This window comes from Aetokthonos hydrillicola CCALA 1050 (assembly GCF_017591665.1).
GTDB classification, from domain to species: Bacteria; Cyanobacteriota; Cyanobacteriia; order Cyanobacteriales; family Nostocaceae; genus Aetokthonos; species Aetokthonos hydrillicola.
Genome location: NZ_JAAKGC010000009.1, coordinates 141,129 through 156,494 on the forward strand (window position 1 = coordinate 141,129; position 15,366 = coordinate 156,494).

A 15,366-nucleotide genomic window follows, 5' to 3' on the forward strand; every position below is an offset into this window, starting at 1 on the left:
TTATGAGATTTAGAGAGAAGTAATTTGCTGAGAGAGAGGGAACTGGATGGTAAATGTCGAACCGAAACCCACAGAGGAAGAAACTCCAATATTACCCTTATGGCTCTCAACAATTTGCTTTGCTAAGTAAAGTCCTAAACCAGACCCGACATTGCCTCCTTTACCTCTCCCCCCACAATAGAATCTGCCGAAAATTTTGGGCAAATCATCATCAGGAATTCCCATCCCTGAATCACTTATCTGAATTACGACTTCTGAGTCATTCTTGTGTTGCACAATTTTTACCCAACCAAAATCAGTGAACTTAATTGCATTACTAACTAAATTAAGGAAAAGACGACGTAATTCATTAGGGTCTCCTTCTACTATAATTGGTAAAGATGTATTCAGGTTAAGTTGCATATTTAATTTCTTGGCAGTAGCTAAAGGCGATAACTGCTCTACTACAGAGATAATAATTTTTTGCAGGTCTACTTTTTCAAGGTTTAACTTTTTGGCACCAGCATCATAGAGAGAAGCGTCTAAAAGAGTGTTGACCAAATCCAGCAAACTCTCGGTACTAGAGTAAAGACGACGTAGCACTGGGGAAATCTCTTTAAGGTCGTTTCCATAAGTTCCTTCTACAAGACATTCCAAAAGCTGACTAGCTGCATAGAGTGGAACTCGTAAATCGTGAACTAAGAGCCGTACAAAATTTTCCTGAGCTTTTAGGCGAGCATCACGTTCAGCAATTCTACTATTTACTCTTAACAATGCTCGAATTCTCACTCCTAATTCGTTTGCTAAGAGGGGCTTTGTCACAAAATCGTCCGCGCTAGCTTCTAAACCTAACTCCAAGGTGGGTTTGTCATTATCGACAACCAGCAAAATTGGAAAATAAGGGAGCACAGTTGAGCGAATGTTACTTATCAAATCATGCCACTCTACTCGTTTTTTGCTTACATCCAAAACCATTAAATCAGGAGGAGACTCCTTCACTATATCCAATGCCTCTGTACTTGAAGTACTTCTAACCCAATATAATGCTTCCTTTTGGAGGTAGTTAAGCAACTGAGATTTATCATCTTTGTCACTATCACTTACCAACAAAATTGTGTATTTATCATCTGATTCACCTAAAATTCCATTGAATGTCCCCGCTATAGCACGGTTAGCGGTCGAAGGAAAATGGTTAATATACACTAACTGTATCCATCGTTCAGTAGTAAAAGGAAATTTTCGGTATACTGATGCACGTCCTTTTGGTTGTAGAAGCTTAGGGTTGGTAGGGCACCCCAAGATACAAACTCGAACTCTTCCTAATAACTAATGCTAAAAACGTTGTCTTTAGCAAGCTGACAAACTAGAGCTATCTTTCAAGCCTTTGATGTAATGCTTAATGCATTTAAAATATAGCTCCTCTATTAATCAGAATTTATGATATATACCGCTTTTCAACATCAGTAATGATCCTGAATAAGAAAATACTTAATCCACTTGAATGACTGTTTAATTACTGTCTAGTATCTGTGTGACAGTTTAAAATGCGGAATACTAAAACATCCAACTATCCAGCACATATACTATAAGTGAAATTACATAAATTATAGATATTAAAAAAATAAGAAATGAGTAAAATTAAGGTAGTAATCATTGAAGATCATGAGTTAATGAGGTTTGGGATAGTTACAGCACTTTCTGCCGACGAACGTATTGAAGTATGTGGAGAAGCTGATAATGGTTTTTCAGGACTAAACCTAATAAAAATGCATAATCCTGAACTGGCATTAGTTGATATTAATTTGCCAGATATAGATGGTGCAGAGCTTTGCCAAAAAATTAAAAACGATTTTAATACAAAAGTAATAATATTAACTGCTGATAAGACGCAAGATACTGTGACAAAAGCATTTAAGCATGGAGCAGATTCATATTGCATCAAAAATCTACCAAAGAAAAAATTAGCAGAAGCAGTATATGCCACTTATCAAGGGGAATCATGGATAGACTCAACTATTGGTAAAATTTTGATTGAAAACATGAAAAACCAGCCAAAAGCTGCTCGTCAAACTTCTAAAATTTCTCATAAAAAAGAATGCACTAGTGGAGCAAGCACACTCTCTCAAAGAGAAATAGACGTTTTGCAATTAATAGCTCAAGGGATGAGCAATGAAAAAATTGCTGCTCACCTATATATATCTATTGGTACAGTAAGAAGTCATGTGCATCGAATCCTACAAAAACTAAACTGTGAAAATCGTTCCCAAGTAGCAATTAAAGCAATCTCTTTAGGGCTAGTTGAAACACCTATGAGGGAAGAAAATGATTACGTTCAAAATCTATTGATTGCTTAGCTGCCGCTGATATGTAGCACGCTTGTCGTAAGGCACAACCCAGAGTACACATCTGCCTTTTAGACGCTCTGGTTCCTTACGACAAATACTGAGATCAAAATCGTTCCACTTGATAAGCTGACGGGCAAACTGTCCGTCTTTTGATTTAGCCCAAGTCAAAGCTTCTTTCTCTTCAAAAGTAAGGCGAACTGGCTCAGTCAAACCACCTCCTTTCCAAGCGGGAATCATATTACCAACTAGAATGCCTACACCAAATACACCAGATAGTACTAAGGCAGCAGGTAACATAGAACTAAAAACTGCACTAGATTTTTGCTTCTCTAGCTTCTTCAGTAAAACTGAAGCAGCTTTAGCAATAGCGCTCTTTTGTTGAACAATAGCTACACTTGATGCTTTATCAAGCTTTTCATCTATTTCTACAGTCCATCCTTCGACTACAGTATCAAGTTTTCCTGGAATATCCTCCATCAATACCTCAAACTTACCAAGGGAACTCAAAACCAAAAACAACGGATCTTTGGGATTGACACCAGAACGCCGAACTACATCAAGAACTTTCTGTTTAAAATGGTCAGAATGTCCTTCTAAAGCTGCGTCTAAAGAATCTTTCACAGCAGTATTCACACTTATAAAACCCTTTTATCAATTAAAAATTAAAAATCACAGTCTAACTGTTGTTGAATATTAAGTGATGATTCAGGTTGTGCAAGAGCTAACAAGTTAGTAATGTTTTTATTGTTTTTAATTTGCTCGTTAAACTCTTCCATCCAGTTAAAAATACGAGAGCGGTTTATTATATCTATCTCTGGGTTCTGCATAGCTTGACTATAAGGCAAGTTCAAAGATTCTACTAATTCATAAGTACCCCTCCATAACTCTCCTAAATACAATTCCTCCCCACCAATTTCTTGAATCCACTTTTGAATATCAGTGCCATCAAAGTACGGAAATTCATTACCAAAGTAAAGGTTTTTAAGCACCACATAGTCTGCATGATTACCACAGTAATCAAAAAGCTTTTGCAAGTACTCGACACAATCTCTACGATAAGAAATTGGATGAATAAAGGTAATGCGATAACCCAAACTAGCAATTGCGTCCCACAACATCACTTCTTTTGCAAATTGTTTGAACTGCTCAAAGTTCTGCCCAGGCAAGTCGCTAAGAACTGCTTGAAAATCAGAAAAGCGTTCTAAGTCGATGAGCAGTTGATCAGCACCACCTTGGGTTAATGGCAATTCATTAACAGGTAACAGTAGTTCATAGGCATACAACTTATTGCGCTCACCAGTGTAGTAAGCTCCCAACTTTAGTTTGGACTCTAGGTAAAGCTCTACTAACAGCCGTGCTGTTGTAGACTTGCCTACCCTAGCATCGCCATTTGTCATCACCAAGCGCTTGGGAGTGGGGAGAATCGCATTCCTCATTTTGGTTGGTTATAAGACTGAAAGGTCTTAAGAACTTCCGTCTGTTTGTTTAGAGCGGAGAGTATTAAGCGGCTTGATCTGCTGGTGCATGATTTTCTAGTCCCAACAATTGACTAGCGACCAACACATTTTGCTCAAATTCCTTAAGCCAAGCTGAAACGCGAGATTTGATGACAATGTTAGCTTCTTTGCTCTCTAAAACTGCACTAAAAGGTAAGTTCTTCTCGTCGATATAGTCATAGGGTTTGAAAAACAAGTCGGGCATCATAACCTCAACTGCACCAGCTGATAGAAGTTTTGTCCGCGTTTGTGAACTGTCGTAGCGTTCAAACTTATCACCATCGCCGTGGAACAAATTCTTGACAACGACATAATCCACTCGATTGTCACAGTACTCGTGAAGAACACGCAGGATGTTCACTGAGTCCTTCACTCTGGAGAGCACACTCACCATAGTGACTCTGTAGCCTAACTCTTTAACAGCATCAAAAACGCCCAAGTCCTTCTCAAACTCCTCAAAAAACACCCCCGATTGGGCTGGCAAGTCTACCAATGCAAGTGGGGGGCGTTCGCTTTCCAAATCTATTAGCAGATCGTCGGCACCCCCCCTTGTAAAAATATTAAGCAGCTTCACTCCAGGTTTCACTGAGTTGTAGTGTCTGTACAATTGAGCATTGCGATGATCCGAGTCATAAGCCAAATACTTCAGTTTTTTGTTGATATATAAATGAAGCAATCCCCTAGCGAATGTGGATTTGCCCACCCCTCCCTTATCTCCGGTAACAATCACTACCTGCCCTTTGTGCTGAGTTGTATTTTCCCCCATCTGTTCGTTATTCCTTTTTCTAGCCATAAATAATGAATTTAGTGAATAAAAAGGTGAAGATATAGGATTCTTATTTGATTTTTGAACAAACTCCAAACCTGAGTCCTATCTAGTTCACGATTAAGCCTCAGTATACGAGCGCAAGAATCAAAGCCGATTCCCATAGAGTGGAGATCAACTGGATGAGAAGGCCATCCACTTAACTTCATATCACCTGCACCAGACTCTACTTGGTCAAAAGATCTGCTACTTATTTCTCAGTTTTACACCTCATCCTCCAACCAAAAAACCACCATTTGATTTAAAACAATACGCATTTTGATACAATTACATGTCTACACCAACTAGCGGATTCTCCATACCAGCACTGAAGTCGCTAAGCAATACATTAAAGACCAGCGTTCAAATAAATCCTGGCTAGTTGAAATCAAGCTGCTAATTCCTTTAATTCCTTGACATTCTCCCTTCTCAAGAGCGGAGACGCACTCGTGTTCGGGACTACCAAACTTCCCGATCTACTCTGGTGTGCTAAAGGTGTACGTGTAGCCTGTCAGTAGAAACCCAGAAGACGGCTTTCTGAAAGTTACAGTAGAGTAGGAAACAGAAGATAAGCCTGAGCCAAACCCTACTCAAGCCTCTCTTTCTACTGGCATATTGGGTGGCATATGGGAATTTTCATTCGTTTACCAGGGATACAGCAACTACCAAACTGGATAAAATCGACAGCGCTGATTTGCTAATCATTCAGATCTCGCGCAAAGGATTTGACCATCCCTATCCCTACACCAATCCCTGACATGCAAGCATTAGCCTTAGCCATCAACATCCCTTATATTCACGCCTCAAATCGAGTGGCTCACAATCATACTGCTGATGACAGCAATTCATTTGACTCAGTGTTTTTACGGTCTTCTAGAAAAGAATTGGCAATTAAGTTGAGGATTTCCACTCTTTCTACGGGAGTTGCGGCACATACAAGCATTCGTAAGCTAACCCCTGGCTTGGCTCCTAGCAACTGAGACAGATACCATTCCCGCGCTTCTATAGGAACAGCTCCTAGCAACGCTAGAAACTTCCCAGTTCCCAAATCAGCTTTTCCCTTACGAAACCTGGAAATTAGCACCTCTGAAACTCCAGCTTGCTTGGCTACAACCTTTGCCGAGAGGTTGAACTTGTTAAACATCTCATCAAATAGTTGCTGGTAAAGAGAAGTTTCCTCTGTTACAAAATTTTGCATTACCTAGCCAATTATATAATCAGTTACTTGTTATAGTATGCGATATTGAAGGAGAACGTTATTAAAACTTTTGAACACATGGATAATCTAATAATAGCAAGAGATCTCTTCTTTCCACACTAGGCCAACGACTTACTGATAAATATTAACACTGGCTTCCAGTCTCAGGGAAGCAGGGCATAACTTCAGGTAATACTGGCTTGCTTTGCGATACTTTAAAGCGCAAGATAAGCAAGTTTGTGCATCTCTCAAACAACGCCTGAAAACTAGAAAACGGGAGAACTAGCCTTAGTCTGGGGGGACAAGGCTAGCCGTCATTACTACAAACTAAGGACATTATGCCTCAGAACAATTCAAGAATTCAAGCGAAATTTTACCCACTTCAGCATGAAGAATGGTTACGTGCCTGCTCGGAACTAAAACCAGCAGAAGTAGATGTCCTTTACTATCTCAAAACAGTTAACCCAATCGGCCAAAGGATAAGTATCCCATGTAATTTCATTGCATCTGATTTAAAGAGGGATAAAAGCACGATTAGTCAAGCAATACTGGCTTTAAGAGAGAAAAATTGGCTACCAGAGTGGTTTGAGGTTCAATTTCGAGAGCAAGACAATATTGAAAGCAACATACGCGATTGCCTTAAAGCTGAGCTTAGCGGTGAAGTGCAGGTAGTCACCGCTGTAGGTGGCATCGATTTACTGACTGAGTCTGAAGTTATTGAGATCAAGGAAATCAGCAATTGGAAGGGCGCACTAGGCCAAATTCTAGCTTTCTCTTCATTTTTCCTTGATCATCAAAAGCGAATTCATTTATTTGGTCGTCTTGACTTAACAAAGTTACCACTGGCTCAAGCCATCTGCTCTGAGTTTGGCATTACGGTAACTTTTGAGGAGGCTTGAGATGACCAAGCTTAAACGCAATATCAGATCTTCTCAAGGTTTACCTGAAGCTATGGGATTTTCTATCCTACCACATTCACACTCTGCTATAGCTATTAGCAATCGTTTGACAGGTTCTCAGTTCCGGCTATGGCATTACTTAATGATGATAGATCCATTTGCCGATCAAACTCGTAATGGTGAAAAGATATATCATCCAATTCCATCTCCAGCTGAAATAGCAGTAGCTATAGGCGCTAGTCAGAGGACAGTGGAAAAAGATATGAAACGGCTAGAAGAACTTGGGCTATACGCAAAACGAATAACTCAATGGGAAGGATACAACACTACAGCAGAAGCTGGTAAGGCTGCTGCTACAAAACTTAAAAACAAGTCAGTTTGCCCAGAACCTTTGCAGGATAAGGGCGGTTATTTAACCGCAGATCCGGCTAAACAACCGGATATTGCACTAAATAGCCGCGAACCCGGTTATTTAGCCGCAGATCCGGCTAAACAACCGGATATTGCACTAAATAGCCGCGAACAACCCCTAGAACCCTTACAACACAAAGATTCCAGCGTCCCTCAGACTATTCAGACTTATACAGACTTTATAAATACTCTCTCAGATAGCGAGAGAGAGAGTTTTGTAAAGTTTGGGGAACAAAAAGCAAAGCAGCTACCCCGTCCCCCCGAACTCCCGCAGCGCTGGGTAGAGAAGAATTGGGAAGAATTATCAGCCCAGTGGCACAAGGAGAGTGGTAAAACTTCAAAAGCGCAAACTGAGAAATGGGAGAACCACCCACAGCGCCAGGAGTGGATAGAAAAAATACGTCATTTGGGACCATTGGGTTTCCAAGCCGAAACTAACGACAGGGACGAGCAGAAACAACGCCGCGACTTCGCTAAATGGGCGACTGATAACAAACTCATTTGGGGAATGGAATCATGAATATTGATGATCTACCCAATTTTGAACCCTTGCCTCTGCGTAAGCCTAAGACTGAGGAGGAAGAACTCTTTTATCCTAAATGGCATTGTTTCTGCTGCTCCGATTCTGGCATTGTGCGATCGCACCTAGTTCACTTAGTAATGCCAAATTACAATCCTGACCATGATAAGTGGGTCGCATGTCAAAACTGGGATTGTACAAAGTTTAATGATCGTTGGGGCAACATTGACATTTCTAATTTTGATACTCGCTTCCTGCCTGGAATCTGCCAAAAACTTGATTTGAAACATCGCCAAGATTGGCAGCAAACGATCACAATTCAAATTGAGATTAAGAAATTGGCATCCTCATTGAAAATGCCAGGAAGTAGCGATCGCACCGAAAACTCAGAGCAGGAAGTGCAGCAGCGCAAAGCTGAAATAGAAGCTATTAGCCCCGAACAGTGGGAATCAATGAGAAAAGATTACTTGGGAGACGATGATGAGTAAGTATTCTATTGGCGTAAGCGTTGCGCCGCGCAATCATGCGGATCGCTTTTCTTCTCACGGCAGCAACATTTACTGCACCCTCATAAAAATCAGAAATAGTGGTAAAAAGCCATACATCGTTCAGTGGGATGACGGTAAAAAGGTGATCGCATGACAAAGCCCAAAACAGCAAAACCCCTACCCCCGTCTGATACCCAAGTAGATATATCTGTTGAAGTCATTGAACCAGAAGAACTTACTGAGGAGGAGTCACGCTTACGCCTGCACCTGGAGCGAAAAGTGGAACGGGCATTTTATGAAGCTGGGAAGGCATTACTGGAACTTAGGGATAAGCGATTATTCCGCAGCAGCCATAGGACTTTTGAGGAATACTGTAAAGATAGATTTGGGTTTGAGCGTCGCCATCCTTACAGATTAATTGATGCTGCCGCCGTTGTTGATAATCTTACCCAAATGTGTCCGGATCGGACACAAATTGAAACCGAGGTTGAATCTGACGAAATGTGTCCGATCCGGACACAAATTCTTCCCACTAACGAATACCAAATTCGACCACTGACTAAGCTAGAACCCTCTAAACAGCGCTCTGCATGGCAGATGGCAGTACAAGCAGCTAACAATAGACTACCTTCACATCGAATTGTTAAAGACATTGTACAAAGTGTTATGGAAAGAACCAGAGTGCCAAATCCTTATCGTTCAGGAGAAGTGTGCCAAATTCTTCCCAAAGATAACCCTGAATTACGAGGTAAAGGCGGGTGTTGGTGTATTGTAAGGCAGGTGAATGATTTTAGTTGTACAGTTATGAGTTGGGATAGAGAATATACCGTAAGGATGGATCACTTGAAATCGCTAGAGTACTCTGATGCTGACTGTGAAAGGATGCAGTCTGTGTGCGATCGCATCACTAGACTACGCAGCTGTAGCGGTTTAGAAGCAGCGGCTTACGCTAACCTGAAACACTTGGGTGAATTGAAGCGTCCTTACCTAACACCATTGGAAGAGAAGCTGTTGGGGCTTTTGGAGCAAGAGTATCGGATCGCTACCCAATCTGACGTTCTTTGAGGAGAAGCTGTTTGCGCTAGTCAGTTGGCTATTTAATGAATAATAAAATAAAATACAATCGCTCCTAACCGTGGAGTTTTAACCATGCCTTCCGGTAAAATTAACCAACTATTACCATTGAACAAAGCCGACGCTACTACACTCCCCCAACATCAAATTCTCTCTAAAGAACAAATTTTTGTTTTGAACAAACGTTCTAACTATTTGGGCGCGATCCAACTAGGGGTGCATTTGTTGATCACTGGATGTAGTGGCTACTTGTACGCCTCAAATTTTGGTAATTGGTTGGTGGCAATACCAGCGCTTATCGTTTACGGGTTTTGTATTGCTGCAATGTTCGCACCAATGCACGAAGCCGTTCACAGAACAGCTTTTGCCAACAATCGCTTAAATGATATTATCGCTTGGTTGACAGGGTTGCTCTCGTATTACAACAGTACTTTTTTTCGTTACTACCATAAATGGCATCATCTTTATACGCGCATTCCAGGTAAAGACCCAGAACTAACCGATATGACACCCAAAAATTGGGCTGAATACATATTGGTGATTAGTGGTTTGCCTTGGTGGTTCGCTCATGTTAATGGGCATTTTCGAGTAGCTATTGGTTTACTTGACGATTGCCCATTTATTCCTTTATCTGCGCGTACTCAAGTTATTCGCTCAACAAGGTTGCATTTAGCTGTTTACGTCTGTGCTCTCGCTGTTTCAATTTTATTTGGTCAACCTTGGTTTTTTCTTTACTGGCTACTGCCGCTCTTTATTGGTCAACCAATTCTGCGCTTCATTTTGCTGGCAGAACATACAGGCTGTACTTTAGACAATAATCTTTTCACAAATACGCGCACAACGCTGACACTTTTACCTATGCGCTTATTAATGTGGAATATGTCATTTCACGCCGAACACCATTTATACCCGTCAATTCCTTTTCATGCATTACCAAAAGCGCATCAGTACTTAAATTCTCACTTAACTTATGTTGATAAAGGATATACAAAAGTTAATCAATATATTATTAGTAAATTAGGACAATTACCTTCTTCAAATACTTGATATACCGTTGTTTTTTGCACCGACTTCTCTTTTGGGATGCGTCCCTTCCCTTCGCAAACGCGAGCGCTTTCCTTCACAGAGCATTATTTAGCTACCTGTTTTGTTTGCGATCAAACCATTGGCTCAGAAATCGACGTTTTTAAATTGAACAAATAGACGGAAAATTGCTATTCAGCCAACACTTGCTAGTATCAAGGTTAGGTTATCTAACATCTTTAATCCTCCTATTTATCCAAGCCCTGTTCTATTGGATTGGGAAGCCCCAGTTCGAGCTTGAGGCAAGCTGGGGTACTTCACGCTGCTAGTTCTTGGGAAGATGAATTGTTATGTAGCAAATTGGTGAGCTTTTGGGTGAGAAATTCTTTGGTGACCATACCAGAGATTAAATCTACAACTTGCCCATCTTTGAACAACATCAAGCTTGGAATCGCACTGATATGATAATGCGATGCAATGGTTGGATAATCATCAACGTTCGCCTTAGCAACTTTGACTTGTCCTGTAAACTCGATTGCCAGTTGTTGCACAATGGGATTCATCAGGCGACACGGACCACACCAAGCAGCCCAAAAGTCTACAAGCACTGGCTGTGAAGCTTCTAATACTTCCTGTTGAAAGTTGTCTTCATTCAGAGTAATGGGTTTAAGATTTTCTAACATCTCAATCTCTATTTTTACTTTCAATCTAAATATTGTACCGAACAGTCAGTATAAGAGCCAACTACCTTCTGGCGTACCCCAAAGGACGCCGTTCCCTCTGGGCAATGGGTATTAATGTTCACAATCCTTAAGATGTTAAGTTTTTTATCTGGCTCTCGGCAATAACTTAAAGAGCTTGTGGACAAATACATATTACATATGTAATACTAGATTGGGATTACAAATACTACAAAAACTCAATGATACGCACAATCTCCTCAACCATTAGTAGCACGATTACTCTGCCTGAACCCCTGTAGGGTCGGCAATAGATCGTGCTACTAATGGTTGAGAGAACATACTTGTCCGTCACTCGTAAATCTGGGAATTGAGAAATTTATGAAGCGCTCACCCAAGTAGTCAGTGCTATTTCCCTCCAACAGGCGAAACTTCCAGAACTGATTGCCTTCAGTACCAATCTAGTAGATCAACTTATCCAAAGCGGGAGGTGCAGATGTATTACAGCACCGATATAGGCAAGAAGTACTACCTACCTAACCCCCGCCTCTGGAACTCAGAAGCGGGGGTTGTTTTTTGAGGACTAATTTACTTCAAACCTATTTACACACTGGAATACTGCGATTACATAGCACTACCCTCTGATTCCTAAAAAAAAGTTTGTAGTATACCCTTGACACTTTATATTACATAATGTACTATAAGTGTAGTGAAGCACTAGAGCCTCTCAAAAAGGCATAGGGTTAACACCTCTGAACCTTGAAAACTCAATAATTGCCACTCAACGTGGGGGTGTAGCTTAGTCCGGTTCAAAGCACTCGCCTGTCGAGCGAAAGATCGTGGGTTCAAATCCCATCATCCCCGTGTAGCAGCGTCTCGAAAACGCCTGCGGCTGAAATAGACCGTCAAGAGTTCGATTCTCTTAGCCTCCTCCTGCATGGGAAGTTGGTGAAGCTGGTGCTCACGTGCTGCTGAAAACGGCGAGAAGGCGGTTCAATCCCGTCACTTCCCACTCGTTGCCCCATAGCTCAATGGCGGAGCAGGCGGCTGTTAACCGCACGGTTGCAAGTTCGACTCTTGCTGGGGCAGCCATTTATTGCCGAGTGAGCAAGCCACCTGACTCTGAACCAGGAGGGTGCAGGTGCGAATCATGCCTCGGCATCTACTCTTAGCCCTGTAGTGTAATTGGCAACATCCCTTGCTTTGAACGAGGAGAGTCCAGGTTCGACTCCTGGCGGGGCTGCCAAATTATACTCCTTTTCCCATTTGGGCAAAAGGCGCCTGAACAGTTTGTGTGTGGGTTCAACTCTCACACCTGAGTATTAACGGGGTGTAGCGCAACTTGGTAGCGCAGCAGCTTTGGGAGCTGAAGGTTACAGGTTCAAATCCTGTCATCCCGATATGCCTGCCCTTGTGACGTAATTGGAAACCGTCGCTCGTTTATAATCCCTAGGAGTGTCAAAGTTATTAAAAATTTTATGCCGAAAATTCCCGTAATTGATTTTTCCCTTTTCAGTATGGATGTACAAGCTTGGCATAATGTCGTCCAGCAAATTTATCAAGCTTGCCATGAAATCGGGTTTCTGTATTTACAGAATCCGGGAATATCTCCTGAGTTAATTGAAGAAGTATTTACACAAAGCAAGTACTTCTTTAATTTACCTTTAACAGTGAAGCAGCAGCTAGCTTGGAGTGATGAATTTAGTAATCAAGGTTATGTTGGTATTGAGAGAGAAAGTCTTAACCCAGGTACACCAGGCGATCTCAAAGAAGCGTTTAACATAGGTAATACCTCGTCGATTGCCCTTACAAAAGAGCCTTGCATTCAAGCCTTCTATCAAGCTTGCACCCATGTGGCTAATCAGGTGTTGCAAGCGTTTGCCTTGGGTTTGCAATTACCAGAAGATTTTTTTACCATCAGACATAACGAACAAAACCATACTTTGCGACTGCTACACTATCCTCCATTGCAGCAACTACCCAAGCCAGGACAAGTTCGTGCTGGTGAACACTCCGATTATGGTAGTATTACCCTGCTATTTCAAGACCAAGTTGGCGGATTGGAAGTGCAAACAGCATTTGGAGAGTGGATTGCGGCTCCTGCAATTCCTGGTACTGTATTAATAAACACAGGTGATTTGATGCAACGGTGGACTAATGATGTGTTTGTCTCAACGAAGCATTGGGTGATGATTCCTACAGATGATAGACTCAACCAGTCACGATATTCTGTAGCATTTTTCTGTCATCCTAACGATGATACGGAAATTGCTTGTTTGGAAAGCTGTCAACAGCAGCGTTCCCCAATTTATCCGCCAATCTTTGCAGGAGAATATCTTTTGAGTCGTTTACAAGCAACTTATTATTAAGATAATACAGTGATCGCCGCTACATTTTTCAAGCGACAAAAACGGACAACCTTAGAAAAAACGCACCTACCTACTCCCAAAAAATACCCGGACATTTCCAGACAGGTGCGTGCAGATCGCACCCTCTCCTAGAAGTTTACATCCCAAACTAGGACAAAAGTTGTCCGTTTTTGTCCTGGTTCATCCCAACCCCTCAAGCAGGCAATACTGGAGCGTGACGACTCCATCACAAATCCCAATCAAGAGTAAAAGTTTCGCTACTATCTTCTATTATAGGTTCAGTGTCCAAATTGCTCGAAGCTTCTGGTGTTAAGTCACCATCAGACTTTTCGCTGTCCTCTAAAACTTGAGAAACTTCTTGCTCACGGTGAGTTGAATCAGCCACTCTAAGCTGATTTGTGCCGTTGTTATTGACTGCTATTGAGAATGGAAATGCACCGTGTTTGAATGCAAAGTAGCAATCAATGATAAAGTACAGCGTCTCTAGGTAACTCTTACCTAACTGTTGTGATTCCCCGAATATCCGCTCACGGTAACTATCTTTTATTCTGACTTTTTCGGGAGTTTTATCTTGATGAGATACCACGGCACACACCTATGAACTTAGACCTACAGGGACTTTAGTATTAATAGTTTTAGCCATTTCTAACAGCCCCGACGAGTTAGCTTCTACTGGATTTGGCAACAGATTAAAACCGTTTTTTTCCAAAAGTTTTTTAAACCCAGGAAGTAAGCACCCTCCACCAATAGCCCAAATCTCATCCCCAAGGTGTTTGGCGTCCAATGCTTCGCTCACTGGCTGCTTGAGATAGCCTTCGTACCAATCCTGTAAACAGCTAGTATAAATTTCTTTTATATCAATGTCACGACTGTATCTTGTATGCCCCATCTCCAAGCACAAGCGGATTTTAGATGAATCACCTACTTTTCCACCATTGAGATGTTTCATCTTTTTGGCAATCTCATTAATCAGTACTTCTACTCCAACTGGATAGGGGGTATGTAGTTCTCTTTTGCCTTGGAAATAACGAGAATACAGCGTTGTCCCATTACCAAAATCAACCAGGGTTAACTTTCTTGGCAGCTTCTGTCCGAATAATGCGCCCATTCCTTCCGGCACTACCTTTAGTACTTCCACTTTTACATCTGATGGTTTGCCAGCTAATAAAGGTTGATATTCCCCATTCATGACTTCACACAGCTTGTCTGATAAAGCTACGTCGTGTAAGCTCACTACTAGTCTTAAGTGCCAAGCTTTACGATATGGCAGATGGGCTAGCGCTCCCAACAAAGTGATCAGCGCATTATTCACTTTGTTAATATTCGAGTCTGTGTTGCGCTCAAAGTAGTATCCTGTGCGAAAAGCTGACTCCCCGACGGTATATGCTTGGCCGTTAAGAACGACTCTTCCTGGCACGTCTTCCATCTCTTCACGAGAGATGTAGCTAGGAATTCTGACTACATTAAAACCATCAACAAACAATTTGACGCTACCATATCCATTATCAAATCCTGCACAGAAAACTTTTTGATTTGCGTGTATGTTTTGAGAATTCATAGGGGTCAACTAAGGGAATTAGAAGAATTCAGGAGACACAATGGATCTGTTCCCGAATAACTCTTGTCTAATATACCCCAAAGTGTTCCTATCTATGCCCTATTTAGGGGTTATTTTTTTCTCTAGAAGGTTTTCAGAAAGTTTATTAGTATAATAAAATACTAACTTTCCCGTATGAAGAACCTTTCTCGCAGTTCAATTAATTGCCGAACGGATAGGTCGATAGCGCTTCATTTTTACTAGACAAACTTAATTGCCAATTAGCTATGATTATAGTAGAAATACTCAAAGTCGTGATGTCTTTGGTTTTGATTCCTTGCTAGCTCCACCAATGGCAACTTCACCAAAATTTTTGAAGTGCAGTACAGATGATAAAGCGGAAGCTGTTAAGATGAAACGTCAATCTGATAAAAAAATCATCAAAAAATGATTTCTCCTGAAAACAACAACACCCAAACTTTTAGCGACTTAATTACTTCCTCTTAACTTATAAGACTATTCAGGGTTGTACTATTTTTTTC

General features: G+C 41.3%; 16 protein-coding genes and 5 tRNA genes. 13 read left to right on the forward strand and 8 right to left on the reverse strand.

All coding sequences use genetic code 11. The features are described from left to right. Window positions 1-9: 9 nt before the first annotated feature. Window positions 10-1,278, reverse strand: a complete 1,269-nt coding sequence (locus G4P69_RS07110) for a sensor histidine kinase (protein ID WP_208339061.1) — start codon at window positions 1,276-1,278, stop codon at window positions 10-12. A gap of 329 nt (window positions 1,279-1,607) precedes the next feature. On the opposite strand from G4P69_RS07110, the gene G4P69_RS07115 reads away from it, so the two are divergent. Next, a complete protein-coding gene (locus G4P69_RS07115) occupies window positions 1,608-2,333 on the forward strand; it encodes a response regulator (protein ID WP_208339060.1) in 726 nt (241 codons plus the stop codon). Here the strand turns inward: G4P69_RS07115 and G4P69_RS07120 are convergent. From G4P69_RS07120 to G4P69_RS07135, 4 genes are all read right to left on the reverse strand, one after another. Further along, window positions 2,319-2,957 (reverse strand): DUF6753 family protein, encoded by a 639-nt coding sequence (locus G4P69_RS07120; RefSeq protein WP_208339059.1) that lies wholly within the window; start codon window positions 2,955-2,957, stop codon window positions 2,319-2,321. The two genes, G4P69_RS07115 and G4P69_RS07120, sit on opposite strands and share 15 nt — an antisense overlap. Window positions 2,958-2,986: 29 nt before the next feature. Continuing rightward, on the reverse strand, window positions 2,987-3,760 hold the full coding sequence (locus tag G4P69_RS07125) for a P-loop NTPase family protein (RefSeq protein WP_208339058.1): 774 nt from the start codon (window positions 3,758-3,760) through the stop codon (window positions 2,987-2,989). Between the two features lie 64 nt (window positions 3,761-3,824). Next, a complete protein-coding gene (locus G4P69_RS07130; RefSeq protein ID WP_208339134.1) occupies window positions 3,825-4,586 on the reverse strand; it encodes a nucleotide-binding protein in 762 nt (253 codons plus the stop codon). An 862-nt stretch (window positions 4,587-5,448) separates the two neighbouring features. Continuing rightward, window positions 5,449-5,823, reverse strand: a complete 375-nt coding sequence (locus tag G4P69_RS07135) for an XRE family transcriptional regulator (RefSeq protein ID WP_208339057.1) — start codon at window positions 5,821-5,823, stop codon at window positions 5,449-5,451. Between the two features lie 338 nt (window positions 5,824-6,161). Here G4P69_RS07135 and G4P69_RS07140 point away from each other — a divergent pair, with 338 nt between their 5' ends. The 5 genes from G4P69_RS07140 to G4P69_RS07160 all read left to right on the forward strand — a co-directional run bounded on the left by G4P69_RS07140 (window position 6,162) and on the right by G4P69_RS07160 (window position 10,262). Further along, window positions 6,162-6,722 (forward strand): hypothetical protein, encoded by a 561-nt coding sequence (locus G4P69_RS07140; protein ID WP_208339056.1) that lies wholly within the window; start codon window positions 6,162-6,164, stop codon window positions 6,720-6,722. Window position 6,723: 1 nt separating this feature from the next. Then, window positions 6,724-7,653 (forward strand): helix-turn-helix domain-containing protein, encoded by a 930-nt coding sequence (locus G4P69_RS07145; protein ID WP_208339055.1) that lies wholly within the window; start codon window positions 6,724-6,726, stop codon window positions 7,651-7,653. Next, complete coding sequence (locus G4P69_RS07150) at window positions 7,650-8,141, forward strand: hypothetical protein (RefSeq protein ID WP_208339054.1); 492 nt, start codon at window positions 7,650-7,652, stop codon at window positions 8,139-8,141. The genes G4P69_RS07145 and G4P69_RS07150 overlap by 4 nt, the downstream gene beginning before the upstream one ends. 150 nt (window positions 8,142-8,291) lie before the next feature. Beyond that, complete coding sequence (locus G4P69_RS07155; RefSeq protein WP_208339053.1) at window positions 8,292-9,206, forward strand: hypothetical protein; 915 nt, start codon at window positions 8,292-8,294, stop codon at window positions 9,204-9,206. 84 nt (window positions 9,207-9,290) lie between these two features. Beyond that, complete coding sequence (locus G4P69_RS07160; protein ID WP_208339052.1) at window positions 9,291-10,262, forward strand: fatty acid desaturase; 972 nt, start codon at window positions 9,291-9,293, stop codon at window positions 10,260-10,262. Between the two features lie 293 nt (window positions 10,263-10,555). Here the strand turns inward: G4P69_RS07160 and trxA are convergent, their stop codons facing one another. After that, window positions 10,556-10,921: a thioredoxin gene (gene trxA, locus G4P69_RS07165; protein WP_208339051.1), complete on the reverse strand. Its 366-nt coding sequence runs from the start codon at window positions 10,919-10,921 to the stop codon at window positions 10,556-10,558. Window positions 10,922-11,706: 785 nt separating this feature from the next. Between trxA and G4P69_RS07170 the strand changes: the two genes are divergently transcribed. The 6 genes from G4P69_RS07170 (at window position 11,707) to G4P69_RS07195 (ending at window position 13,287) form a co-directional block, all read left to right on the forward strand. Then, window positions 11,707-11,782, forward strand: a tRNA-Asp gene (locus G4P69_RS07170). Between the two features lie 75 nt (window positions 11,783-11,857). Further along, window positions 11,858-11,930, forward strand: a tRNA-Phe gene (locus G4P69_RS07175). Between the two features lie 5 nt (window positions 11,931-11,935). After that, window positions 11,936-12,010: transfer RNA gene (locus G4P69_RS07180), tRNA-Asn, on the forward strand. A 78-nt stretch (window positions 12,011-12,088) separates the two neighbouring features. Then, a tRNA-Gln gene (locus G4P69_RS07185) sits at window positions 12,089-12,164 on the forward strand. An 80-nt stretch (window positions 12,165-12,244) separates the two neighbouring features. After that, window positions 12,245-12,318 (forward strand) — tRNA-Pro (locus G4P69_RS07190). Between the two features lie 78 nt (window positions 12,319-12,396). Further along, window positions 12,397-13,287 carry an isopenicillin N synthase family dioxygenase gene (locus G4P69_RS07195; protein WP_208339050.1) on the forward strand — a complete coding sequence of 297 codons (891 nt, stop codon included), beginning with the start codon at window positions 12,397-12,399 and terminating at the stop codon, window positions 13,285-13,287. Window positions 13,288-13,513: 226 nt separating this feature from the next. Here G4P69_RS07195 and G4P69_RS07200 read toward each other — a convergent pair whose 3' ends face one another. Together G4P69_RS07200 and G4P69_RS07205 are read right to left on the reverse strand one after the other, a co-directional pair. Then, a complete protein-coding gene (locus G4P69_RS07200) occupies window positions 13,514-13,873 on the reverse strand; it encodes a hypothetical protein (protein WP_208339049.1) in 360 nt (119 codons plus the stop codon). Window positions 13,874-13,882: 9 nt separating this feature from the next. Further along, entirely contained in the window at window positions 13,883-14,845 is a 963-nt protein-coding gene (locus tag G4P69_RS07205; RefSeq protein ID WP_208339048.1) for a ParM/StbA family protein, read from the reverse strand. A gap of 253 nt (window positions 14,846-15,098) precedes the next feature. On the opposite strand from G4P69_RS07205, the gene G4P69_RS07210 reads away from it, so the two are divergent. Further along, on the forward strand, window positions 15,099-15,275 hold the full coding sequence (locus G4P69_RS07210) for a hypothetical protein (protein ID WP_208339143.1): 177 nt from the start codon (window positions 15,099-15,101) through the stop codon (window positions 15,273-15,275). Window positions 15,276-15,366: the final 91 nt, after the last annotated feature.

Excerpts from the sequence above, each read along its gene's own strand:
- G4P69_RS07115 (WP_208339060.1), top strand. The coding sequence starts at position 1,608 with ATGAGTAAAATTAAGGTAGTAATCATTGAAGATCATGAGTTAATGAGG.
- G4P69_RS07125 (WP_208339058.1), bottom strand. The coding sequence starts at position 3,760 with ATGAGGAATGCGATTCTCCCCACTCCCAAGCGCTTGGTGATGACAAAT.
- G4P69_RS07130 (WP_208339134.1), bottom strand. The coding sequence starts at position 4,586 with ATGGGGGAAAATACAACTCAGCACAAAGGGCAGGTAGTGATTGTTACC.
- G4P69_RS07135 (WP_208339057.1), bottom strand. The coding sequence starts at position 5,823 with ATGCAAAATTTTGTAACAGAGGAAACTTCTCTTTACCAGCAACTATTT.
- G4P69_RS07140 (WP_208339056.1), top strand. The coding sequence starts at position 6,162 with ATGCCTCAGAACAATTCAAGAATTCAAGCGAAATTTTACCCACTTCAG.
- G4P69_RS07145 (WP_208339055.1), top strand. The coding sequence starts at position 6,724 with ATGACCAAGCTTAAACGCAATATCAGATCTTCTCAAGGTTTACCTGAA.
- G4P69_RS07150 (WP_208339054.1), top strand. The coding sequence starts at position 7,650 with ATGAATATTGATGATCTACCCAATTTTGAACCCTTGCCTCTGCGTAAG.
- G4P69_RS07155 (WP_208339053.1), top strand. The coding sequence starts at position 8,292 with ATGACAAAGCCCAAAACAGCAAAACCCCTACCCCCGTCTGATACCCAA.
- G4P69_RS07160 (WP_208339052.1), top strand. The coding sequence starts at position 9,291 with ATGCCTTCCGGTAAAATTAACCAACTATTACCATTGAACAAAGCCGAC.
- trxA (WP_208339051.1), bottom strand. The coding sequence starts at position 10,921 with ATGTTAGAAAATCTTAAACCCATTACTCTGAATGAAGACAACTTTCAA.
- G4P69_RS07195 (WP_208339050.1), top strand. The coding sequence starts at position 12,397 with ATGCCGAAAATTCCCGTAATTGATTTTTCCCTTTTCAGTATGGATGTA.
- G4P69_RS07205 (WP_208339048.1), bottom strand. The coding sequence starts at position 14,845 with ATGAATTCTCAAAACATACACGCAAATCAAAAAGTTTTCTGTGCAGGA.